The sequence below is a fragment of the Sphingomonas vulcanisoli genome, assembly GCF_011761305.1.
Classification (GTDB): domain Bacteria; phylum Pseudomonadota; class Alphaproteobacteria; order Sphingomonadales; family Sphingomonadaceae; genus Sphingomonas_I; species Sphingomonas_I vulcanisoli.
In genome coordinates, this window is record NZ_JAAOZC010000013.1 from 1 (window position 1) to 22,085 (window position 22,085).

Annotated in this window: 29 protein-coding genes; 21 read left to right on the forward strand and 8 right to left on the reverse strand. The window is 66.1% G+C overall.

Annotated features, from left to right (window positions below):
- Positions 1 to 185 precede the first annotated feature (185 nt).
- Complete coding sequence (locus tag FHS31_RS15815) at positions 186 to 998, reverse strand: flagellin N-terminal helical domain-containing protein (protein ID WP_167075324.1); 813 nt, start codon at positions 996 to 998, stop codon at positions 186 to 188.
- Positions 999 to 1,298: 300 nt separating this feature from the next.
- On the opposite strand from FHS31_RS15815, the gene FHS31_RS15820 reads away from it, so the two are divergent.
- The 19 genes from FHS31_RS15820 to FHS31_RS15910 all read left to right on the forward strand — a co-directional run bounded on the left by FHS31_RS15820 (position 1,299) and on the right by FHS31_RS15910 (position 17,411).
- A complete protein-coding gene (locus FHS31_RS15820; protein ID WP_167075326.1) occupies positions 1,299 to 2,582 on the forward strand; it encodes a sigma-54 interaction domain-containing protein in 1,284 nt (427 codons plus the stop codon).
- Positions 2,579 to 2,719: a hypothetical protein gene (locus tag FHS31_RS15825; protein ID WP_167075328.1), complete on the forward strand. Its 141-nt coding sequence runs from the start codon at positions 2,579 to 2,581 to the stop codon at positions 2,717 to 2,719. The genes FHS31_RS15820 and FHS31_RS15825 overlap by 4 nt, the downstream gene beginning before the upstream one ends.
- Entirely contained in the window at positions 2,716 to 3,072 is a 357-nt protein-coding gene (gene fliE / locus FHS31_RS15830; protein WP_167075330.1) for a flagellar hook-basal body complex protein FliE, read from the forward strand. Before FHS31_RS15825 ends, fliE begins: the two co-directional genes overlap by 4 nt.
- Before the next feature lies 1 nt (position 3,073).
- Complete coding sequence (gene fliF / locus FHS31_RS15835) at positions 3,074 to 4,780, forward strand: flagellar basal-body MS-ring/collar protein FliF (protein WP_167075332.1); 1,707 nt, start codon at positions 3,074 to 3,076, stop codon at positions 4,778 to 4,780.
- The gene (gene fliG, locus FHS31_RS15840) at positions 4,773 to 5,807 is read left to right on the forward strand and encodes a flagellar motor switch protein FliG (RefSeq protein ID WP_167075334.1); all 1,035 of its coding nucleotides are present in this window, start codon (positions 4,773 to 4,775) and stop codon (positions 5,805 to 5,807) included. The genes fliF and fliG overlap by 8 nt, the downstream gene beginning before the upstream one ends.
- Positions 5,794 to 6,405: a FliH/SctL family protein gene (locus FHS31_RS15845; RefSeq protein WP_167075336.1), complete on the forward strand. Its 612-nt coding sequence runs from the start codon at positions 5,794 to 5,796 to the stop codon at positions 6,403 to 6,405. Before fliG ends, FHS31_RS15845 begins: the two co-directional genes overlap by 14 nt.
- Positions 6,402 to 7,730, forward strand: coding sequence for a FliI/YscN family ATPase (locus tag FHS31_RS15850; RefSeq protein ID WP_341786387.1), 1,329 nt, complete (start codon positions 6,402 to 6,404; stop codon positions 7,728 to 7,730). Before FHS31_RS15845 ends, FHS31_RS15850 begins: the two co-directional genes overlap by 4 nt.
- Complete coding sequence (locus tag FHS31_RS15855; protein WP_167075338.1) at positions 7,727 to 8,149, forward strand: hypothetical protein; 423 nt, start codon at positions 7,727 to 7,729, stop codon at positions 8,147 to 8,149. Before FHS31_RS15850 ends, FHS31_RS15855 begins: the two co-directional genes overlap by 4 nt.
- Positions 8,142 to 9,857 (forward strand): flagellar hook-length control protein FliK, encoded by a 1,716-nt coding sequence (locus FHS31_RS16770; protein WP_167075340.1) that lies wholly within the window; start codon positions 8,142 to 8,144, stop codon positions 9,855 to 9,857. Before FHS31_RS15855 ends, FHS31_RS16770 begins: the two co-directional genes overlap by 8 nt.
- Positions 9,858 to 9,916: 59 nt before the next feature.
- Positions 9,917 to 10,435 (forward strand): flagellar basal body-associated FliL family protein, encoded by a 519-nt coding sequence (locus tag FHS31_RS15865; RefSeq protein ID WP_243843516.1) that lies wholly within the window; start codon positions 9,917 to 9,919, stop codon positions 10,433 to 10,435.
- Positions 10,432 to 11,385 carry a flagellar motor switch protein FliM gene (locus FHS31_RS15870; RefSeq protein ID WP_167075344.1) on the forward strand — a complete coding sequence of 318 codons (954 nt, stop codon included), beginning with the start codon at positions 10,432 to 10,434 and terminating at the stop codon, positions 11,383 to 11,385. Before FHS31_RS15865 ends, FHS31_RS15870 begins: the two co-directional genes overlap by 4 nt.
- Before the next feature lie 5 nt (positions 11,386 to 11,390).
- Positions 11,391 to 11,711, forward strand: a complete 321-nt coding sequence (gene fliN / locus FHS31_RS15875; RefSeq protein WP_167075346.1) for a flagellar motor switch protein FliN — start codon at positions 11,391 to 11,393, stop codon at positions 11,709 to 11,711.
- Positions 11,708 to 11,989: a FliO/MopB family protein gene (locus FHS31_RS15880; protein WP_208408775.1), complete on the forward strand. Its 282-nt coding sequence runs from the start codon at positions 11,708 to 11,710 to the stop codon at positions 11,987 to 11,989. Before fliN ends, FHS31_RS15880 begins: the two co-directional genes overlap by 4 nt.
- A gap of 1 nt (position 11,990) precedes the next feature.
- Positions 11,991 to 12,782 carry a flagellar type III secretion system pore protein FliP gene (gene fliP, locus FHS31_RS15885; protein ID WP_167075397.1) on the forward strand — a complete coding sequence of 264 codons (792 nt, stop codon included), beginning with the start codon at positions 11,991 to 11,993 and terminating at the stop codon, positions 12,780 to 12,782.
- Between the two features lie 60 nt (positions 12,783 to 12,842).
- Positions 12,843 to 13,124 (forward strand): flagellar biosynthesis protein FliQ, encoded by a 282-nt coding sequence (fliQ, locus tag FHS31_RS15890; protein WP_167075348.1) that lies wholly within the window; start codon positions 12,843 to 12,845, stop codon positions 13,122 to 13,124.
- Positions 13,125 to 13,257: 133 nt separating this feature from the next.
- The gene (gene fliR / locus FHS31_RS15895; RefSeq protein WP_167075351.1) at positions 13,258 to 14,040 is read left to right on the forward strand and encodes a flagellar biosynthetic protein FliR; all 783 of its coding nucleotides are present in this window, start codon (positions 13,258 to 13,260) and stop codon (positions 14,038 to 14,040) included.
- 56 nt (positions 14,041 to 14,096) lie between these two features.
- Entirely contained in the window at positions 14,097 to 15,233 is a 1,137-nt protein-coding gene (gene flhB / locus FHS31_RS15900) for a flagellar type III secretion system protein FlhB (protein WP_167075353.1), read from the forward strand.
- 64 nt (positions 15,234 to 15,297) lie between these two features.
- Positions 15,298 to 17,022 (forward strand): flagellar filament capping protein FliD, encoded by a 1,725-nt coding sequence (fliD, locus tag FHS31_RS15905; protein ID WP_243843518.1) that lies wholly within the window; start codon positions 15,298 to 15,300, stop codon positions 17,020 to 17,022.
- Positions 17,022 to 17,411, forward strand: a complete 390-nt coding sequence (locus tag FHS31_RS15910) for a flagellar export chaperone FliS (protein ID WP_167075355.1) — start codon at positions 17,022 to 17,024, stop codon at positions 17,409 to 17,411. The genes fliD and FHS31_RS15910 overlap by 1 nt, the downstream gene beginning before the upstream one ends.
- A gap of 113 nt (positions 17,412 to 17,524) precedes the next feature.
- Here the strand turns inward: FHS31_RS15910 and FHS31_RS15915 are convergent, their stop codons facing one another.
- Positions 17,525 to 18,406 (reverse strand): hypothetical protein, encoded by an 882-nt coding sequence (locus FHS31_RS15915; protein ID WP_243843519.1) that lies wholly within the window; start codon positions 18,404 to 18,406, stop codon positions 17,525 to 17,527.
- A gap of 189 nt (positions 18,407 to 18,595) precedes the next feature.
- Here FHS31_RS15915 and FHS31_RS15920 point away from each other — a divergent pair, with 189 nt between their 5' ends.
- Together FHS31_RS15920 and FHS31_RS15925 are read left to right on the forward strand one after the other, a co-directional pair.
- A complete protein-coding gene (locus FHS31_RS15920) occupies positions 18,596 to 19,237 on the forward strand; it encodes a queuosine precursor transporter (RefSeq protein WP_167075357.1) in 642 nt (213 codons plus the stop codon).
- 5 nt (positions 19,238 to 19,242) lie between these two features.
- A complete protein-coding gene (locus FHS31_RS15925; protein ID WP_167075359.1) occupies positions 19,243 to 19,440 on the forward strand; it encodes a hypothetical protein in 198 nt (65 codons plus the stop codon).
- A gap of 60 nt (positions 19,441 to 19,500) precedes the next feature.
- On the opposite strand, the gene rplS is transcribed toward FHS31_RS15925, so the two are convergent.
- The 6 genes from rplS to rimM are packed head-to-tail and all read right to left on the reverse strand — an operon-like array spanning position 19,501 to position 22,082.
- Complete coding sequence (gene rplS, locus FHS31_RS15930; RefSeq protein WP_167075361.1) at positions 19,501 to 19,884, reverse strand: 50S ribosomal protein L19; 384 nt, start codon at positions 19,882 to 19,884, stop codon at positions 19,501 to 19,503.
- Between the two features lies 1 nt (position 19,885).
- Positions 19,886 to 20,614, reverse strand: a complete 729-nt coding sequence (trmD, locus tag FHS31_RS15935) for a tRNA (guanosine(37)-N1)-methyltransferase TrmD (protein ID WP_167075363.1) — start codon at positions 20,612 to 20,614, stop codon at positions 19,886 to 19,888.
- Positions 20,611 to 20,892: a hypothetical protein gene (locus FHS31_RS15940; protein WP_167075365.1), complete on the reverse strand. Its 282-nt coding sequence runs from the start codon at positions 20,890 to 20,892 to the stop codon at positions 20,611 to 20,613. The genes trmD and FHS31_RS15940 overlap by 4 nt, the downstream gene beginning before the upstream one ends.
- The gene (locus FHS31_RS15945; RefSeq protein ID WP_208408776.1) at positions 20,889 to 21,299 is read right to left on the reverse strand and encodes a type II toxin-antitoxin system VapC family toxin; all 411 of its coding nucleotides are present in this window, start codon (positions 21,297 to 21,299) and stop codon (positions 20,889 to 20,891) included. Before FHS31_RS15945 ends, FHS31_RS15940 begins: the two co-directional genes overlap by 4 nt.
- Entirely contained in the window at positions 21,266 to 21,562 is a 297-nt protein-coding gene (locus FHS31_RS15950; protein ID WP_167075367.1) for an AbrB/MazE/SpoVT family DNA-binding domain-containing protein, read from the reverse strand. Before FHS31_RS15950 ends, FHS31_RS15945 begins: the two co-directional genes overlap by 34 nt.
- Positions 21,563 to 21,593: 31 nt before the next feature.
- Positions 21,594 to 22,082: a ribosome maturation factor RimM gene (gene rimM / locus FHS31_RS15955; RefSeq protein ID WP_167075368.1), complete on the reverse strand. Its 489-nt coding sequence runs from the start codon at positions 22,080 to 22,082 to the stop codon at positions 21,594 to 21,596.
- Between the last annotated feature and the right edge of the window lie 3 nt (positions 22,083 to 22,085).

A 22,085-nucleotide genomic window follows, 5' to 3' on the forward strand; every position in this document is an offset into this window, starting at 1 on the left:
CGTAGCGCTTGATACCCATGATGCCCCCGCAAATCGCGGTACCTCATGAATCAGACATCACGCCAAATGGAAATCCTGAATGTCGATACAGCCTAAGACCAAAAACCCCCGGGCGCTGATGCGTCCCGGGGGTTCTCTTGGCCCCTCTCGCCGGAGCCCGCTGGAAGGGGTCTTGGACCCTCTCTTTACTTCAGCAGGGTGAGCACGTTCTGCGAGCTCTGATTGGCCTGGGCCAGCATCGCTGTCGAAGCCTGCGACAGGATCTGTGCCTTGGCGAGCGCGCTCGTCTCGGTGCTGTAGTCCGCATCCTGGATCTGCGAGCGTGCCTGGCTGAGGTTGGTCACGTTGCTCGTCAGATTGTTGACCACCGAGTTGAGGCGGCTTTCGGCGGCGCCGAACTTCGCCTGCTTGCCCGAAACCGTGCCGATCAGCGTATCGACCGACGTCAGCGCGGCCGATGCGCCGGTGGTGAGATCGACCGAAGACACCGCTGACAGATCGAGCTGCGTGAAGTCCATGTCGACCGTGTCGGAGGCCGAAGCGCCGGTCTGGATCGTCACGGTGCCCGAGGAGCCCGCCGCACCGCTGAACAGCGCGATGCCGTTGAACTTGGTGTTCGACGTGACCGAGGTGATCTGCGAGGCGAGCTGCGAAACTTCGCTCTGCAGATTGGTCTTGTCGCTCGAAGAGTAAGTGCCGCTCGAAGCCTCGACCGCCAGCTCACGGATGCGCTGGAGCATGTTGGTGACTTCGGACAGCGCGCCATCGGCGGTCTGCGCCATGGAGATGCCGTCGTTGGAGTTACGGATCGCCTGGTTCATGCCGGTGATCTGCGATGTCATCGAATTGGCGATGGCAAGGCCAGCGGCGTCGTCCTGGGCGCTGTTGATGCGCTTGCCGCTCGACAGGCGCTGCATTGCCTGGCTGAGGGCCGCATCGGCCATCCGGCTGCCGTTCTGGGCGCGGAGTGCGCTCACGTTGGTGTTGATAACAGTCATTTACTCTTTCCTTTCCCGCTCAAACTCTGGCGAGACCGAGAGGCCCTTGTCCGCCACGAAGCCGATAACGACAGGGTTAGCGGGGGCTTTAACTACAAATTTCGGGAAGGCCGGATTTGGCGGGCACAGGGCCCGATCCCTTACGTGCGGGCCATGCGCGAGGGTACGCGCACCCGTGATACCCGCGCGTTCCTTTTAAGGGTTCGGCCTTTTAAGGGTTTGGTAGTTAATCTTGACGTAACCCTGCTTGGTCAGCCGGCGGTAAGATTTTCGCCGGCCTGTAAATCGGGGTGTTCGAACATGGCGAACCTAGGGCTGAGCGAAGGGGCGGCGATCCACCATCCGATGCTGGCCGCCTGGCTGGCCGGCGTCGGAATCGAGGTTAACCGCATCGCCGCCGATGCGCCCGCGCACCGCGACGATATCCGCATCCTGGACATTGGTGAGCGGTCGTTCGCCCGCCACCGCGATCTGATCGTCGGCGCCACCGATGGCGGCCCCAGCTACAAGGCGATGGCCAATGGCCATCCCGCCGAAATCCATTTCGGTTTCGAGGACGCCGCCTTCGGCCATGCGCTGATCGCCGAACTCGTCCGTCCTGAAGCACGCCCCGCGGTCGGTGAGCCCGAGAGCGCAGCGTTCATCAGCCTGGTCGCGCGCATCGCCAAGGCGGATGCGACCCTGCTGGTCCTCGGCGAGACCGGCACGGGCAAGGAGGGCATCGCCCGCTTCTGCCACACCGTCTCCCGCCGCGCCGACAAGCCCTTCGTGGCGGTCAACTGCGCCGCGCTTCCCGAAACGATGCTCGAGGCGATTCTGTTCGGCCACCAGAAGGGCAGCTTCACCGGCGCCGGCGGCGCCAGCGAGGGCCTGTTCCGTGCCGCCGACGGCGGCACCCTGCTGCTCGACGAGATCGCCGAGCTGCCGCTCGCGCTGCAATCCAAACTGCTCCGCGCCATCCAGGAGCGCGAAGTGCTCCCGGTCGGCGCGACCGTGCCGGTCAAGGTGGATGTCCGCATAATCGCCGCCGCCAACCGCGAGCTGGCCGAGGAAGTCGCCGAGGGCCGCTTCCGCGCCGATCTCTACTGGCGGCTGAACGTCATGCCGCTGATGCTGCGCCCGCTCGCCGAGCGCCGCCTCGACGTCCGCGCGATCACCGCCAATCTGATGCTGCGCCACTTCCAGCCCGGCGAGGCCTTCCCTTGGCCGACCGCGCAGGCGCTCGATCGGCTGATGGCGCATGGCTGGCCGGGCAACGTCCGCGAACTCGACAATGTCCTCCAGCGCGCGATGCTGCTCAGGAGCGGCGACCGGATCGAGGCGAGCGATCTGGCGATCGAGGCCGGCACGCTGGCCGCCGCCGCGCAGGTCCGCCGCACCGGCGTCGCCGCGCCGACCGCCACCCCCGCCGTTGCGAACGCTGCCCCGCGCCTCGCCGATGTCGCCCGCGCCAGCGAAGCGCGGCTGATCGAGGAGGCGCTGGAAGCCTGCAACGGCCACCGGCTGCGCGCTGCCGAGCGGCTGGGGATCAGCGAGCGCACGCTCCGCTACCGCCTCGCCGACATGCGGCGGATGGCGGCGTGATGCACCTTCTGCCCTTCTTTTCCGGTCAGGCTGAGCTTGTCGAAGCCTCGTCCTTTCTCTTCAGCGCTCCGCTGGAAGAGAAGCAGCCCTTCGACAAGCTCAGGGCGAACGGCTTCGGCGGTGGAGAGGCGCGATGACCGCGATCACCCCCGCCAGCCTGTTGCAGATGCGCTCCGCCATCCTGCAGCAGAACAGCGCGCTGCAAAAGGCGGCGTCCTCCGCCGTCTCGGGCGTCGGCGCTGTCGATCCGGCGCAGGCAAATACACAACAGACCAGCTTTGCCGGCGCGATGAACAGCGCGCTGCAGCAGGTCAACAGCCTCCAATCCAAGGCCGAAACCGCCAGCACCGCCTACGAAAAGGGCGAGACCACCGATATCGCCTCGGTGATGCTGGCGCGCGAGCAGGCCTCGGTCGGCTTCCAGGCGACCCTGCAAGTCCGCAACAAACTCCTGTCCGCGTACAAGGACATCATGAGCATGCCGGTCTGATATGAGCGAAAACGCCCTTACCACAGCGCCCGCCGCTGCCCCCCGCGTCACCATCCCCCAGACCGGCCCCGCTTTGGAACGGGTGAAGACCTTCGCGCGCCAGCCGGCGGTGGCGAAGAGCCTGCCGTTGCTTGGCATCCTCGTTGCGGTGGCGATCGCTGCCTCGGCCTGGATGACCTTCGCGACGGGCCCGCAGCGTGATCTCTTCACCGGGCTCGGCGATGCCGACAAGGCGGCGATGGCCGATCAGCTCAAGAGCGGCGGGATCAAGTACAGCCTCGATCGCGATACCGGCGCGATCAGCGTTTCCGAGAGCGATTACTACCGCGCCAAGATGCTGCTCGCCCAGGCCGGCCTGCCCAAGAGCGCGCCCGACGGCGATTCGCTGATTTCCAGCCTGCCGATGGGCGCCAGCCGCGCGGTGGAGGGAGAGCGCCTGCGCCAGAGCCGCGAGATGGATCTCGCGCGGACGATCGAGGCGATCGATGCGGTGGAAAGCGCCAAGGTCCACCTCGCCGCCGAACAGCAGAGCGTCTTCGTCCGAGACAATGCCCCCGCCTCCGCATCGGTGATGCTGCGCATCCGCCAGGGCCGCGCGCTCTCCGACGGCCAGACGCAGGCGATCGTCAATCTCATCGCCTCCTCGGTGCCCGGCCTTTCGCCGGACAATGTCTCGGTCGTCGACCAGAGCGGGCATCTGCTATCGCGCAACGGCGGCGGCGATGGCGCCGCCGATCGCCAGGTCGAGCTCCAGCAGAAGATCGAGCAGCGCTATCAGGACCAGATCGCCAAGCTGTTGACGCCTTTGGTCGGCGCCGACGGCTTCACCAGCGAAGTCCACGCCGATCTCGATTTCGCCGAGACCCAGGCGACGCGCGAAAGTTTCCCCAAGGATACCGCCGTGCTGGCGCGCGAACAGGGCGGTTGGGCGAACGACGCCGCCAACGGGCAAGCGCCCGCCGGCGGCATTCCCGGCGCGATCGCCAACCAGCCGCCGACCAGCCCGCAGGTCTCGGCCACGCCGACACCCGGCCTGGCCCCCGGCGCAACGCCGCAAGCGGGCACCACCGCCGCCGCGGCCGCGAGCAAGACCAGCGAAAATTACGACCGCAGCTACCAGCTCGGGCATGAGGTTTCGGTCACCAAAAATCCGGTGGGCTCGATAAAGCGGCTGTCCGTCGCGATCGCGCTCAAGGAAGGCGCCAAGCCGCGCGGTGTCGCCGAAATGGCGCAGCTGGAGCAGCTGTTGAAGGGCGGCGTCGGCTTCGATCAGGCGCGCGGCGATCAGTTCGCCCTTTCCTCGCGCAGCTTCGTGGATATGACGACCGCCGCCGACAAGGCGAAATGGTATGAGGCGAGTTGGGTCGGCATCGCCGCCCGCAACGTCACCGGCCTGATCATCGCGCTGCTCCTCTTCTTCGGGGTGGTGAAGCCGCTTAGCAAGAAATTGCTGGCGTCCAGCCCCGCCGATGCGGGCGCCGCCGGTGGCGACCGTCCGGCGATCGGCAATGAGATCGCAGCGGCGCTCGCCAATCAGGCGGTCGCCGATCCCAGCCGCCCGGTGACGCTCGACATGATCGAGGCCGCGCCGGGCTATTCGGATCGCGCCGCCCTGATCCGCAATTTCGTCCGTCAGGATCCGGCGCGCGCCGCGCTGGTCGTCCGCGATCTGATCCGCGCCGATATGCCGGGGGCCGTCGATGGTTGAGCAGACCCCCGTACCGGCAACCGACTCCTCCCCCGCCAGCGGCAGCGAGATCGCCGCGATCATGCTGATGCTGCTCGAAGAATCGGAAGCCGCCGAAGTGATCGGCCGGCTCGATCCCGAAGAGGTCGAGCGGCTCGGCGCATCGATGTTCTCGGTCGCCGACGTCTCCGAACGCGAGATCAACTCGGTGCTCGATGAATTCGTGCGCCGCGCCAAATCCCGGACCACGCTGGGCTTCGCCGCCGACAGCCAGATTCGTGGCATGATGGAGCGCGCGCTCGGCCCCGATCGCGCCGCGCCGATCCTCGGCCGCATCCGCCCGGTCAATCAACCGCAGGCGCTCGATTCGCTCAAGTGGATGGAGCCCGCGACGATCGCCTCGCTGGTCGAAGGCGAGCATCCGCAGCTGATCGCGCTCGTCCTCGCCCATCTCGCGCCGGAGCGCGCCGCCGAGGTGCTGCAGATGCTGCCCGAGGACATGCAGACGCCGATCATCCAGCGCGTCGCGACGCTCGGCCCCGTTTCGCCCGAGGCGATCGAGGATATCGAACGGCTGCTGACCCGCCCGCTGCGCCGCCCCCAATCCGCCGCTATCGGCCGCCCGCGCGGCGGCGTCAGCGAGGCGGCGCAGATCGTCAACAACAGCCGCAAGGCCTCCGAACAACGCATCCTCAAGGCGCTGCAGAAGCTCGACAAGAATCTCGCGCGCTCGATCGAGGACGAGATGTTCGTGTTCGAGAATCTCAACGCGCTGGACGACAAGAATCTCGGCATGCTGCTCCGCGCGGTCGAAAGCGACATCCTCGTCGTCAGCCTCAAGGGCGCCGACGAACGGCTCAAGGCGCGCATGTTCGGCTGCATGTCCAGCCGCGCCGCGCAATCGATCCAGGATGCGATCACCGACAAGGGCCCGATGCGGATGGCCGATGTCCAGATCGCGCAGAAGGAAATGCTGTCCATCGCCCGTCGTCTCGCGGCCGAGGGCACGATCAACCTCGGCGGCAAGGGCGACGATGATTATGTTTGAACGCCGTTTCTCCGAAGCCTTCGACAATGCCGAGCGCGTCCCCGTCTGGACGCGCCCGAACAGCCCCAAGTTCACCGCCTTCGCCACCACGCCGGGCGCGCACGTCGGCGATTTCCATGCACCGCCGCCGCCCGATCCGGGGATCGAGGAATATGCGCGCGGTTTTCAGGATGGGTATGCCGCGGCCCACGCCGCTGCCTCCGCAGATACCGGCGGCCTCGATCGGCTGGCGGCGGCGCTCGGCAACCTCACCACCGAATCGCCGGCGGCGTTGGGGACGATGCTCGCCGAAAGCGTGATGCGGCTGGTGCGTCAGGTGGTCGGCGAGGTGACGCTGGACGCAACCGTGATCGCCGAGCGCGCGCATGCCGTCGCGGCGATCGTCGCCGATGAAGCCTTGCCCGCCCGGCTGCGGATGCACCCCGAGGACGTCGCGCGGATGGAGGGCGTGCCGAGCCCGCTCGATATCGTGCCCGATGCTTCGCTCAAGCCCGGAACCGTCGTCGCAGAAACCGCCAACGGACTGGTCGAGGATGGCCCCGCCGTCCGCCTCGAACGGCTGCGCGCCGCGCTCGATGCGATGGCCAGCCGCCGGTGAGCCTGGCTGCACGCGCCTCGGCGCTGCTTGAGGCGGTTGATCTCGGCTCGATCCAGCCACGACGCATCGGTCGCCTTGCCTCATTCGATGGGCTGATGCTGGAGGCAACGGGTTTTCCGGAGCCGGTCGGCGCCAACGCGCGCGTGATCGATGCCGATGGCCATGCCGCGCTCGCCGAGGTCGTCGGCTTTCGCGGCGACCGCACCTTGCTGATGGCGCTCGATGCCGATGCCCCGCACAGCTGCGGCGCGCGCGTCGAGCCCGATCGGCGCGGCACCAACGTCGATGTCGGGCCGCAATTGCTTGGCCGCGTCGTCGATGCGTTGGGCCATCCTCTCGACGGGCTCGGTCCGATTCAGACCAAGGCGCGCTGGCCGCTGGCGGGCAAGCGCCAGAATCCGCTCGATCGCGCGCGCGTCACTCAGCCGTTCGATACGGGCGTCCGCGCGATCAACGCGATGCTCACCGCCGGCGTCGGCCAGCGGATCGCGATCGTCGCCGGCTCCGGCGTCGGCAAATCGGTGCTGATGGGGCAGATCCTCGAAGGCGCCGAAGCCGATGTGATCGTGGTCGGCCTGGTCGGTGAACGCAGCCGTGAAGTCAGCGATTTCCTCGCGACCAAGATCGGCCCGGACATCAAATCGAAGACCGCCGTGGTCGCAGTCCCCGCCGATCACCCGCCGATCCTGCGCCTGCGCGCCGCGATGCGCGCCACCGCGATCGCCGAATATTTCCGGGATCAGGGTTTGCGCGTGCTGCTGCTGATCGATTCGCTCACCCGCGTCGCGCACGCCCAGCGCGAGATCGGGCTCAGCCTCGGCGAGCCGCCGACGATGAAGGGATATCCGCCCTCCGCGCTCGGCCTGATCCCCCGCCTAATCGAGCGCGCGGGCGCCGACGCGCTGACCGGCGGATCGATCACCGCGCTCTACACCGTACTCGCCGATGGCGACGACACCACCGACGATCCGATTGTCGATACCGCGCGCGCGATCGTCGACGGGCATATCGTGCTGACTCGCTCGCTGGCCGAGCAGGGCGTTTTCCCGGCGATCGATATCGGCAAATCGCTGAGCCGCGTGATGGCCGATATTGTCGGCCCCGAGCATACCGCGGCGGCGCGCACTTTGCGTTTGCTTTGGAGCACTTATGAGGAAAATCGCGACCTGATCCTGATGGGCGCCTATAAGGCCGGCAGCGATCCCGCGATCGATGCGGCGGTCGCGCACCGCCAGCTCATCCTGAATTTTTTGCGCCAGGATCAGCGCGAGACCGTCGATCTTAACGCATCGGTTACCACGTTAGTGGATAACTTCGGTGCATGAGCTCCATCGCCCAACGCCGTGCCCGTGTCGCCAGAGTGCGGCGCGTTCAGCACCTCCAGGCCGTCGGTAACGCCGCCGAGGCGGAGGGCCGGCTGGTGCAGCTCGAGACCAGCGATCAAAGGCTGGCGGGCCTACGCAACAGCCTCGTTTCCGAATCACAGACCAATGGCGCGACGCTCGGCAGCCTTGGTGAGCTCAGCGCGCGACTCGATGATGCCCGCGTCGGGCTCGGCCGCCAGCTCGTCTCGGCCAAGCAGGCCGTCGACCTCCGCCTCGCCGAACGGCTGACCGCCAACATCGCGCGCGAAGGCGCCGAACGGCTGCAGGACCGCGCCGTCGCCGAGATGCACAAGATGATCGAGCAGCGCATGGCCGCGAGCTTCCGCCCCGGTCTGGTGAAGGGCGGGCCCCGTGGCTGACCTCGCCCTCGCGCTGGCAGCGCCCGTCGCCACGGCGGCGAAGACGGCACCTGCCGTATCCGCCGCGGCGACGTCCGCGAAGGGCGCGACCGATGTGTTCACGGCGCTGATGGCGGCTGCTTCTCCATCCGTAATCGCCACGCCTGCGGCGGCGCTACCCGTCGCTGCCAATGCCGATGAGCCGAAATTGGCGGACGTCGCCGAGAAGACCGGCGACAATGGCGACGCGAAAGACGATAGCGACGGCACGAGCGATTCGGATGCGCTGCTCGCCCTGTTGATCCCCGCATCGGCGCCGCAGCCGGCGATTCCCCTGGTGGCCGCGGTGGTTCCCGCGCCGGCTTCGGTATCAATCAAAACTTCGGCTTCCGATGCGGCCGCTACCGCTGCCCCGCCGATCGTGCTCCGAGCGCCGACCGCCGCACCCGTGATCACGCCGACCGTCCCAGACGATCAGCAGGCCGCGGCCCCGGCGACGCAGACGTCAATCGCAGCGCTCGCCCAAATGGCGAGAGCGCCGGTCAATACCGCGCCGTCGCCGCCGGATATGCCCGCGGTCGCCGCTGTCCCAACAACCGCGGCCATGGCCGTACCGCCGTCGATCGTTCAGACCAACGGCACTGTCCGCGGAACGGCCCCTAACGCTCCAGCAGCCCCTCTCACTGTCCCGCCTCCGATTGTTCAGACTGAGGCTGAAGCACCCGAAATAGCTACCAGCGCTTCTCCCGCCACCGTTGCCGCGCAGCCGCCGATCAGTCAGGCGAATACCGCGTTGCCCGAGACAGCCGTCAGCACCCCAATCGCCACGGAAACCGCGCAGCCGGCAGTCGTGAAGGCTAGCGCCAGCACGCCCGAAACGGTCCCTAGCGATCCGGTCGCCATCGCAGCCGTCCCACTGCCGGTCGTCCAGACAAGCGTCGATGTTCCCGGCGCGGCGGCCAGCGCTCCAGTCTTCGCCATAGCCGCCGATCCCACAGCAATCGTCGCCAGGCCGACCGCACGCGCAGTGCGCATGACTGTGCCAAAGCTTGATCGCGCCGCGCCCGCTGCCACCCGCGCCGTATCCAAAGCTGATACGCCCGCCGCCAAGGCCGACACCGCCGAAGCGCGGCCGCAGGAGATGGATCCTCGCCCGGCGCCTGACCGCGCCGACGATAGGGCTGCGCCGCTGCCACAGCAGCAGACCGCACCCGCCGCCACGCACCAAGCAACAGCCGCCGCCAAGTCCGCCGATATCGGCTCGACCGAGGCCGTGATCACCCGCCACCTCGATCTCGCGCGCGGCAACCAGTGGCTCGACGGCCTCGCCAAGGATATCGCGGCGACCGGCGGCACCAACAGCAGCCTGAGCTTCACGCTTTCGCCCGAGAATCTCGGCGCGCTCAAGGTGGATATCACGCAGGGTGCGGACGGGGCATCGGTGCACATGACCACCGATACCGATGCCGCCCGCACTATCATCCTCGATGCCCAGCCCAAGCTTGCCGCCGAAGCGCGCGCGCAGGGGCTGACCCTCAAGGAGACCAGCGTCTCTACCAATTCGGACCAGCAGCGCCAGCCGCAGGGCCAGAGCCCGGCGCATTCGAGCGCGCAGCAGCAGGGCGGCGGCCACGATCGCCGCGCCTTCGCGCAGGCGCCTGCCCAACCCCTTTCTCCCACCCAGCCGACCGTCGCGGATGAGGAATCCGATGACGAACTCTATGCGTGAATGGACCAGCCATGAGTGATGCAGCCGCAGCCCCCGCCCCCAAGAAAAAGGGCGGCTTGATGAAGAAGCTCATCCTGTTCGTGCTTGCCCCCGGCTTGCTGATCGGCGGCGGCGTCGGCGCCGGCCTGTGGGCGGCGGGGCGCGGCGGCCATGCCGGCCCGGTCGAGGATCCCAACCGCCCCAAACTGATGATCAAGGACGGCAGCGAAACCGGTAAAGCCTCTTCGGCGCCCGATCCGGCGGTGATCGATCCTTCCAAATATCAGGCCAGCTATCAGCCGATGGAGCAGAATTTCACTTCCAACCTGCGCGATACCGATGGCTTCCTGCAGGTTGGGCTCGGCGTATCGACCTTCTACGATCATCGCGTCTTCGATAATATGAAGCGCGCCGAGATGCCGGTTCGCTCGGCGGTGCTGGAAGTGCTTGCGCAGCAGCAGGCCGAGACGCTCAATACCGAGCAGGGCAAGGCGGCGCTGCGCAAGCAGTTGACCGCGGCCATCAACAATGTGCTCAAGAGCCAGGAAGGCTTCGGCGGGATCGACAACGTCTACTTCACGAGCTTCGTGATCCAATGAGCGAGGCGGAGGCGCTGGCCGAGGATCAGGCCGCGCAGATCCTGGAAGAGCTGGTGGCCTCCGGCGATGCGCCCGCGCAGCCCGAGCTCTTCGCGCTCGGCACGCGCCGCGAGCGGCCGAGCGAGCGACTGCATGCGCTGGAGCGCGTCGGCGAGAAGGTATCGCGCGCGCTGCGCGGTGCGATCGAGCCGCTGGCGGCGGCGCGCACCCGCGTCATCGCTCAGCCGATCACCACCGGCGCCTACGAGGATTTCACCGATACGCTGGCGCCCTTCACCAGCTACAGCCACTATCGGCTCGATCCGCTGAACGGCGGCATGCTGGTAACGATCGAGCCGCAATTCGTGGTGGCATTGCTCGAGCGTTATTATGGCGGCGGCATCGGCCAGGCCGAGCCTTTCACCCGCAAGGAATTCACCGCCGGCGAGGAGATGCTGCTCGGGCGCCTGCTCGATCGCGTCGTCACCACGCTCGCCGAACAATGGCAGCCGCTGGCGCCGATCGAACCCCGCCTCGTCCAGCGCGAGACCGCGCTCGCGGATATTGGCTTCCTGCGCGGCGAGGATCAGGTCGTGATCCAGCGCTTCACCCTGTCGCCCGATGGCTGCGCCTCGACCACGGTCTCAATCGTCTATCCGCTCGCGCTCATCAAGCCGATCGAAGAGCGGATGCAGCATCAGGCGGAGGACACCAGCCCGACCGCGGCGCAGGCCTGGCGGGCGAAGCTTTCGAGCGCGCTCTCCGAAGTGCGGTTGCCCGTGCGCAGCGTACTCGCTCGGCCGGAGATCACGCTGAACCAGTTGATGGCCCTGAAAGTGGGCGACGTCATCCCGATCCAGCTGACCGATCGCACCCCGCTGCTCGTTGCTTCGCGGCAAGTGGCGGCGGGCACGATCGGCGAGCAGGAAGGACGCGCCGCCATGTTGATTGAAAAGATTGGACGGAATTGACCGATATGAGTGACATGAGCGAAGCGCCCGCCCTTCCGTCCGAGGCCCTGTTCGGCGGTCGCAACTACCGGCTGCTCGCGGATATTCCTCTGCGCCTGTCGGTGGAGGTGGGTTCCACGTCGATGAAGCTGGCCAGTCTGATGGACTTGGCCGAGGGCAGCGTTGTCGAGCTGGACCGCCAGGCGAATGAGCTGCTCGACATTCTCGTCAACGGCACGTTGGTGGCGCGCGGCGAGGTCGTGACTGTGGGAAACAAGTTCGGCATAAGGGTGGTCGATGTCGTGGCCACCGAGGCGCGGCTGGGAGGAATTGAACGCCGCACATGATGCTCGATTACCTTGTTCGGCTGATTCCCCTTCTCCTGCTGGTTTGCGGCCTCGCGGTCTTCTCGCTTTGGCTTTATCGGCGGATGCAGCCGGGCGTTTCCTTCGGCCAGCGCGAACGCGCGCTGAAGGTGATCGATGCGCTGCCGATGGGGCCGCTGAGCCGGCTCGCGGTGGTGGAGTTCGCGGGCAAGCGTTACCTGATCGCGGTCTCTCGCGGGCGCGTGGATCGCATCGCCGAGGCCGACGCCCCCAAGTTCGCGCTGCCGGATGACGAATAGGATGGTGCGCCCAGTCGTAGTGCGGGCGCTGCTCGCCCTGATCGTCACCTTCGCCGTCGCTTTCGTTCTGGCGCACCCCGCCTTTGCCCAGGCCGCCGCTGCACCGCCCGCCAATCCTTCCGGGGGAATCGATCGGGCGATGAAGACGATCGGCGGCACCGGCCAACCTCTGTCGCTCTCGCTGCAGATCCTGCTGCTGATGAGCCTGCTGACGGTGCTGCCGTCGCTGCTGCTGATGATGACCAGCTTCACGCGGATCATCATCGTACTGTCGCTGCTCCGCCAGGCGCTCGGCCTCGCGCAGACGCCGCCCAACCAGGTGCTCGTCGGTCTGGCCCTGTTCCTGTCGATGTTCGTGATGCGGCCGGCGATCGATCAGATCAATCAGACCGCCTACAAGCCCTATGGCGCGGGCCAGATCCCGATCGAGGAGGCGATCAGCCGAGGTGGCGCGGTCTTGCACGGCTTCATGATCCGCCAGACCCGCCAGACCGATCTCAAGCTCTTCGCAGACATGGCCAAGGCACCAAAGTTCGCCAAGCCCGAGGACGTGCCCTTCACGATCCTGCTGCCCGCTTACGTGACCTCCGAACTCAAGACCGCGTTCCAGATCGGCTTCCTGATCTTCCTGCCCTTCCTGGTGATCGATCTGGTGGTGGCATCCACGCTGATGGCGCTGGGCATGATGATGCTTAGTCCGGCAATCATCTCGATGCCGTTCAAGCTGCTGTTGTTCGTGCTGGTCGATGGCTGGGCGCTGACGATGGGCAGTTTGGCGGCGAGCTTCCAGTGAGGGCTCTCGTGCTCCGTTTATCCCGAGCGACGTTCGACACGAACGGAATTGGGTAAGCGCATGGAAACCGCCGCCTCTCCAGATTATTTCATCGGCGTCGCCCAGCAGGCTTTGTGGGTGCTGGCGCTCTGCTCCGCGCCGATCCTGATCCCGGCGCTGATTACCGGCCTGATTGTCAGCATGATCCAGGCGGCAACCTCCATCAACGAACAGACCCTAAGCTTCATACCGAAGCTGATCGTCGTCGGCGCCTGTCTGGCACTGTTCGGCGGCGCGATCCTGTATCTGATCGCGGACTTCACCAAGGACATCTTCGCCCGCATCCCGGAGCTGGTGCATTGAGCGCCAAATCCCCCTCTCCCCTTCAGGGGAGAGGGTCGGGGAGAGGGGGCTACGGGCGAGGCTCGCGGCGTGCTGGGTCTTCCAGGATTCCCCCTCTCCCTAACCCTCTCCCCGCCAGCGGGGAGAGGGGACTGTGATGCCCGCCGCTTTCGCGGGGCTCGAGGGCCAGATGTGGCTTTGGCTGGTGGCGATGATCCGGCCCGGTGCGGCATTCTTCGCGGCGCCTTTGTTCGGGATGGCGGCGGTGCCCGTGCAGCTCCGCCTCGTCATATCACTGGCGATCGGGATGGCAGGCTATGCGACGACGCCGTTCTTCCTGCCGCCCGACGGCGTCACGTCTGTCGCAGGTTTCGCGATGATCCTGGGCGAGGTTCTGGCCGGCGCGGCGATGGGATTCGCCGTGCAGATTGGTTTCTCCGCCGCGCTGTTGGCGGGCGAGACGATCGGCAACGCCTCGGGCCTTGGCTTCGCATCGATGATCGATCCGCACAGCAACGCGCCCTCGACCGCAGTCGCGCAATTCCTCTCGATCCTGGCGACCTTCCTCTTCCTCTCAATCGGGGGCCACCTGATCCTCGCCAGGATCATCGTCGAAAGCTATCATGCGCTGCCCGTCGGCGGGGCTTGGCCGGCGATGGAGAGCTTGCGCGGGCTGGTCATGTTCGGCGGCGAGATCTTCGCGATGGGGCTGGCGATCGCGCTGCCGGTGGGCTTCGCCTTGATCCTCGTCCAGATCATCATGGCGCTGCTGGCGCGTTCGGCGCCGGCGATGAACATCTTCGCGGTCGGCCTGCCCGCCACTTTGCTCGCGGCGATCATCCTGCTCGCCATCGCCGCGCCCGCGATCGGCGAGGGCATACAGGCCGCGATCGAGCGCGGTCTGGACGAAGCACAGGCTTTGGCGGTGGGTAAGTAACGCTTCCGATACCTTCCTTTGCGATCCGTTAACCATCCGCCGTCACACTGCGCGGCATGGCCGATAATGGACAGGACAAGACAGAAGCCCCAACCGCCAAGCGCCGCAAGGACGCGGCCGAAAAGGGCGATGTTCTCCAATCCAAAGAGCTCGGCACTGCACTGGTCGTACTCTCGGGCGCGGTGTGGGCGGCGATGGCGGGCCCGTGGATGGTGCGCTCCTGCGAAAAGGTGATCCAGCAGGGGCTGACCTTCGATCATGGCGTGGTCGAGGGCTTCAATCCCGGCGGTGCGATCATCTCCCTCATGGTTCCGGTCGCCTTGCCGCTTGCCACGCTGCTGGCGATGACATTGGTCGCCGCGGTCGGGACGCCCGCGATGCTCGGCTCGCTCGGCTTTCGCTGGGGGGCGATCGGCTTCAAGGGTGCGAAGCTTAATCCGATCAACGGCATCCAGTGCATGTTCGGCCTGCAGGGGCTGACCGAACTCGGCAAGGCGATCCTCAAGGTCAGCGTGCTGGGCGTGGTCGCTTACTGGCTGCTGAAATCCCGCATGCCCGATCTGCTCGGCACTGGCCGTGGCGATCCGCGCGCCACCTACGCGGCGATCGGCCAGAGCTTCACCTTCGCCTTTCTCGTCATGGCGAGCGGCCTAGTCGCGATCGCCGGCGCGGATATCCCGATGCAGCTGATCCAGCGCGCCCGGCGCCTGCGGATGAGCAAGCAGGAGATCAAGGACGAGCATAAGCAGACCGAAGGCAACCCAGAGGCCAAGGGTGCGCAGAAATCGAAGCGGCGCGAGATGCTCTCCAAATCGGCGCGCAAGGCGGTCAAGGAAGCGACCGTCGTTCTGACCAACCCTACCCATTTCGCGGTGGCGCTGCGCTACCGCCCCGGCTTCGATGCCGCGCCGATCGTGGTCGCCAAGGGCCGGGACGAGACCGCGCGCGCAATCCGCGAACTCGCCGATGCCGATGCGGTGCCCATCCTCAGCTACCCGCAGCTCACCCGCGCGATTTATTTCACCTCGCGCGCGGGCCAATTGGTGCGCGAAGATCTCTATATCGCGGTCGCCACCATCCTCGCCTTCGTCTTCAATCTCGATCGCGCAATGGCCGAGGGGATCGTCCAGCCCAAGATCGACGTGCCGCCGGACGCGCACTTCGATGAACAGGGCCGCGCAACCGCTTCTTAACCACGATCCTTCATCAAGGGGCGATTAAGCGGGGGCCGCAGCCGCCGTTACCAAGGCAGAGCCCATGACGACGACAACCGCCACCCCCTCCACGACGAGCCCCGCGTCGACGAATTCGACGACGGCGACGACCGCGTCGGCGGGCGCGCAGATTCTGACGGCGCTGAATGCCGGATCGGGCGTGGACACGGCATCGCTGGTCACCAATCTTTCCGCCGCCACTTATGGCGACAAGCAGACATCGATCACCAATGCGCAGACCACGAACAGCGCGCAGGTTTCCGAACTGGCGACACTCAGCAGCGCGCTCTCGACCTTCAAGACCTCGTTGAACACTCTGATTTCCGGCGGCACGCTGCGCACCCAGCCATCGAGCTCGGATACCAGCGTACTGACCGCCACCGCCCAAGCGGGCGCGTCGCTCGGCAATCTCTCGGCGCAGCTTACCGTCAAGCAGCTCGCCAAGGCGCAATCCCTGGTCTCGGGCTATCTCGGCACCGCTTCCACCGTAATCGGCGCGGGCGGCCTGACGATCACCGTCGGCAGCGGATCGACCGCCAAGACTACCCAGGTCACGCTCGATAGCTCCAACGATACGCTTTCGGGCATCGCGAGCGCGATCAACGCCGCGAACGCCGGGGTCACCGCCGCGATCGTTACCGATTCGACCGGCGCGCGCCTGCAGATCAAGAGCACCACCGGCGCCGCCAACGCCTTCACGATCGCGCCCACCAGCGGATCGGACACGGCGCTGGGCGCGCTGCAATATCCGCCGATCACGAGCACCGACGGCAACGGCAACACCGTCACCACCGGCATGACGCAGGCGCAGGCCGCGCAGGATGCGATCGTCAATCTCGACGGCGTCGATGTCAGCCGATCAACCAACACGATCAGCGATCTGATCTCCGGCGTCACGCTCAGCCTGGTCAAAGCCGCGCCGGACGAGACGGTTTCGCTCGGTGCGACGCGCCCGACCGACGCCATCACCGCAGCGGTCAACGATTTCGTTTCCGCATACAACACCCTGCAATCCGAGCTGGCGACCGACACCGCCTATTCGACCGGTTCGACCAGCGCAGGCCTCTTCTCCGGCGACAGCAGCGTCCGCATGATCATGACCCAGCTGTCGCGGCTGACATCGACCACGCTCAACACATCGGGCGGTCCCTCGACGCTCGCCGAGATCGGCGTCCAGACGGGCCGGGACGGCACGCTCAGCGTCGATAGCACCCAGCTCGCCACTATGCTGAGCAAGTATCCCGATGGCGTTGAGGCGCTGTTCAACCCCACGCAGCATTCCAGCAGCGCACTGATCAAGATCACCAGCGCGATGGGCGCGGCCAAGGCGGGCACCTATACGCTGACCAACATCGTGCCTGCGAACGGCAGCACGCCGCCGTCGGGATCGATCGGCAATCTCTCGGGGCAGCCCGATGGCGTGCTGCTCGCGGCGTCGCCCGTCGCCGATGCCGCGGGGCTGGTGATCCAGCCGCAGGGCACTGTCGCCAGCGCCACGATCACCGTCGATCCCGGCATCGGCGGCGCGCTGCAGGCGATCGTCGATTCGCTGACCGCGTCCACCGGCCTGCTCGCCACGATCAGCACCCGGCTGCAGACGCAGAAGAGCACGCTTGCCGACCAGCAGACCAAGCTGACCAGCGACAAGACCAATTACGAAACCCGGCTGACATCGCAATTCACCGCGATGAACACCGCCGTCTCCGCCTACAAATCCACCCAGAGCTATCTCACCCAGCAGATCGCCCAATGGAATAAATCGAGCTGATGTTTGCCGCACCCAACCGCATGATGGCCGCCTATGCGCGCTATTCCGAAGTCGACGTCAAGGCGCGCGTCGAAGGCGCCAGTCCGCATGGGCTGATCCTTATCCTGTTCGAGGAATTGCAAAAGGCGCTCGCCACGATGGCCGCCGCCGAGCGCGCAGGCGATCGCGGCCGCAGCCTCACCGTGCAGGCGCGCGCGCTTTCGATGCTGCATGGGCTGGAGACCGGCCTGGACTATGAACGCGGCGGCGAGATCGCGGACACGCTGGGCAAGATCTACCGCGAGGCGCGACGCCTGCTCGGCACCCAGGGCGACGCGCGGGGCAAGGCGATCGAGGATGCCCGGGACATTATCAACGATATTTCCGAAGCCTGGGCGGCGATCGGGTAAAGCCCCTCCCCTGAAGGGGAGGAATTGGGGGTGGGGGAGTTTCTCTACTGGAAGCGCGACGGGTGAATGAAGTCCCCACCCCAACCCCTCCCCTGAAGGGGAGGGGCTGAAGGTTACACGCTCGGCGCGGACAGCATCAGATAGGCCAGCTTCGCCTGTGCGGGTGTCGGCCGCAGCACATTGATCTGATTGTGCTGAAGCGCTGCTAGCGCCGCCGCGACATCGCCGCCGCCATTGGCCTGACCTTCGCCGCCGTCGCTCGCTTCCAGCGCCGCGAGTTGGAGGCCCACGCCCGATTGCGGCGCGCTCGCCAGCATCGTCGGCGGACCCGCCGCGACGGCATCGTCATCCGCGCCGGCATTGCTGAGCTTGCGTCCCATCAGCGCATAGACCTCGCCCAGCGAGCGCGCGCTGCCGTCATGCTCGTAGAAGATCGATCGGTTGGCCCCCGCCTCGCGCGGGAACAGCGATGCGGCCGTGGCATCGGGATTGCTCCCCGCCGCCGTCAGGAATTTGCTCGCGCCGCCGAGGCCGAGAAAGTGCGCGAAGTAGAGGTCGGTCGCGTTGGCGGCGCGGCCCAGCACACGGCCCAACCCCTGCGCATTGTCCGCGGCGTAGGCGCCAGCCATTAGCGCCGCGGGTCCGGCCTGCTCGCGCAATCCCATCACCGCCTGGCGATAGGCGGGATCGACCGTGAAGCCGCCGCCGGACTTGGCGCTGATGGCATCCGCCGCCCAGCCCATGCCATGTTCGGCGCCATGTTTCTTGACGATCGCCAGCCAGCTCTGATCGAGAAACTGGTAAAGCCCGCTGGCGCTGGAGGACGCCGCCTTGGCGCCCGGATCGAGCCCGCTCTCGCTCTTGGCCTGCGCGAGCAGATAGGAGAAAGCGACCCCGGTCCGCTCCGCCGCCTGCCCGATCGCCGCGCGCACGTCATCGCGCACGGTGGTTAAGCCATTACTGATACGCTCTAACGACACGAGCAGCGGCCCCATTTGCTATTAACCGGCCCTACCATTGCGCTAAACAAGGTTAACGGGTGGTAAAGTCGGTTAACCGCAGAGACCCGTCATGCCGGACTTGTTCCGGCATCCACCCATCCTCAGGCTCCGGCATTCGTGGTGGAGTGGACCCCGGAACAAGTCCGGGGTGACGAAGGAGAAGACAGCCGTTACGCTCCCCCCATGGAAACCCCCACCGGCACGATCCCCCGCTCGCTCTTCGTCTTCGCGCTTTTCTATGGCGGCATGGTCTGCATCGCGGGCGTGCTCGGGGTGAAGCAGGTGGCGCTGGGGCCATTGGCGGTGGAGGCGGGGATCTTCGCTTTCCTGCTGCTCGTCGTGATGGGCAGCGCGATCACCGAACTGCACGGTCAGAAGGTGGCCGATCAGCTGGTGCGCTGGGGCTTCCTGCCGATGCTGGTCGCTGCCGGGCTGATCCAGCTCGTTCTGGCACTGCCGACCGACCCGGGCATGTATCCGCCCGCGATCACCGCCTTCCCGATCGTTGTCGGGCAAGGCGCGCGGATGATGCTGGCGGGGCTGGTTTCCTACGGCATCTCGCAGACGCTCAACGTGCTGATCTTCTCCCGGCTCAAGGGGCAGGAGGGCGCCGGGCGGCTGGTGTGGTTCCGCGGCATGATCGCCAGCGCGGTCAGCCAGATCGTCGATACCGTGCTGTTCATCAGCATCAGTTTCTATGGCGAGCGTCCGATCCTGGCGCTGATGGCCGGCCAGATGCTGACCAAGGTGGTGCTGTCGATCATGCTGGTGCCATGGCTGATCACAGGGTTCGTTGCGGTAGGGCGGCGGCTGGATCGGGCCTGACTCGGATGAGCGATCGTTGGTATTTTGCGGCTTTCACTGTCTTTTGTGTCGGTGTGTTTGCTTACGGCATCCGGACGGGGCGAATGCCCGCCAAAATTTCCTCCTTCGATAGGAGAACTCAGCCGACGCTTTTCAAGATCGCAGGCGGCTCTTGGCTTTTGTTTGCCGCCATCGGTGCTTGGGTCGCAGTCACGATGCCTTGATAAATAAAAAGGGCGCCGCCTCTCGGCGACGCCCTCTCTGATCTCGACTGAAACCGACCCTTATTCGGCGGCGGCCTGCGGGCGATCGTCGCGGCGTTCGGCGATGCGGGCCGACTTGCCGCGGCGCGAGCGCAGATAATAGAGCTTGGCGCGGCGGACGGCGCCCTTGCGGACGACCTCGATCGAATCGATGTTCGGCGAATAGAGCGGGAAGACGCGCTCGACGCCCTCGCCGAACGAAATCTTGCGTACGGTGAAGCTGCTGCCCATGCCTTTGTTGGAGCGCGCGATGCACACGCCCTCATAGGCCTGGACGCGGGTGCGCTCGCCTTCGACGACGCGCACGCCGACCTTCAGCGTATCGCCGGGGCGGAATTCGGGAATGGCGCGCTTGGCGGACAGCGCCGCAATCTGCTCGGCCTCGAGCTGCTGGATGAGGTTCATCTCATTCGTCCTTCTTTTGCCGCGCGCCAGAGGGAGGCTGGACCCGAGCACCAACATGGCGCTCCCAAAGATCCGGTCTCCGTAACCGTGTGACGATCTCGGCCTCGTGCTTTCGCCAGGCCGCGATCTTCGCATGATCCCCCGATCGCAGCACTTCAGGGATCGTGCGCCCTTCCCATTCGATGGGGCGGGTATAGTGCGGATATTCGAGGAGGCCGCTTTCGAAGCTTTCCTCATCCCCACTGGAAGCCGCGCCCATTACGCCGGGAAGCAGCCGAACGCAAGCATCGAGCAGGACGAGCGCCGCCATTTCGCCACCGGAAAGCACGTAATCGCCGATCGAGACTTCCTCCATCGCGCGAGCTTCAAAAATGCGCTCGTCGAACCCCTCGAAACGGCCGCAGAGGAGGATTGCGCCTGGGCCTTGTGCGAGGGTGCGGACGCGGTCCTGGGTGAGCGGAGCGCCGCGCGGCGTGAGGGCGAGGATCGGCCGTTCGTCGGCGACGCTATCGATCGCCGCCGCCAGCACGTCCGCCCGCAACACCATCCCCGCGCCTCCGCCGGCCGGCGTATCGTCCACCGAGCGATGCTTGTCCGTGGCGAAATCGCGGATCTGGACGGTATCGAGCGACCACTTACCCTCGGCCAAAGCCCGCCCCGCAAGGCTGACGCCCAGCGGCCCCGGAAACATCTCCGGATAGAGCGTGAGGACGGAAGCGGCGAACGTCACGCGCCGACCTTGGGCGCAACCACCTCGACCAGCCCCGCGACGATCGCGCCCGCCACCGCCATGCCCAGCGTCACCATCCCCCAGCCCATGATCAGGAGCGCATCCCCGGTCGAGAGCAGAGCGACGAATATCGCTACCGGTGGCAAGAGCACCCGCAACGCCCCCGTCATCGCGCGCATCTTCGGCGCCAGCCCCCGCCGCCGCGCGCCGACCTGCCCATAAGCGACGATCGCTAGATAGGCGGGGATGACAATGAGGAAGAGCGTTTCGAGGGTCATAGGGGCAGCGTCCAGTTTTCGACGGGCAAACCCGCTACATCGTCAAAATCGCGAATGTTGTCCGTGATCACCGTCAGCCCGAGCGCGACAGCGTGGGCCGCAATCAGACGATCATAGCTGGCACGAACAAAGGACAGTTTCGAATAGGCGGACGCGGCTGCTTCATCGAAGGGCAACACGGGAATATCCTCCAGGAAAGCATCGAGGATGTGAACCGGCGGCGGCTTGCCATGCTCAGATCCGTGCGCGACCTCGGCATAGACGATGGCCGAGGTTACAAGATCGCCTTCGTCGCACATCGCGAGCCGCTCACGCAGCGATGCATTCGATGCGGTGATGGCTTTGATGATGATGTTGCTGTCGAGAAGAAACTTCACGATGCAGACTTGGGAAGCGCGGCCATCCATTCCGGGTCCTCCCAGATCAACGGTCGATGCTCGAAAACCCGATCTTCGGGAGCGATCAGCTGCAGACCGAGATCCTTTCCGATCCCCCAAACCTTATCGATGTTGAACTTGCGCTTGGATTTCTCGACGGGCTCGACGATGTAGCGGCCCTGCTCCTCACGTAGCGTCATTTCGGTGCCTTCGGTCAGGCCGAGCGCCTTCGGAAGACGCAGCGCCACCGAATTGCCGGACTTGAAAACCTTCGCCCGATATTCTTCGCCCATCGCGAGTCTCCGTATATACGCACCGTATATACTATTCGACGAAGGCCGCGTCCACCACCAGGCGTTCCAGCGACCATTCGGGAACGGCCGGCGTGCGCATCGGGACCATGAAGCGTTTGCCGTCGGGCTTTTCGATTTCGATCACGTCACCCGCGCCGAAATTTTCGATCGCGACGACGGTGCCGATCGGCACGCCCGCGTCGGTCACGCAGGGCAGGCCGATGACATCGGAATGATAATATTCGCCCTCTTCGAGCGGGGGCAGTTCGTCGCGCGAAATCGTCAGCGCGGTTCCCCGCATCGCCTCGGCAGCGGTGCGATCGGTGATTTCGGCGAAGCGCGCGACCGCGCCGTTGGAGCCGGGGCGGAGCTTGACCAGGGTCAGCGTGCGCCCGGCGGCGTCCAGTTTCTTATATCGGCTCAGATCCTCGGTGAAGAGCTTGAGCCGCACCTCGCCGCCAAGCCCGTGCGCGCCGGCGATCGCCGCCAGCGTGACACGGGTCTGGTCGGTCTCAGCCAAGGC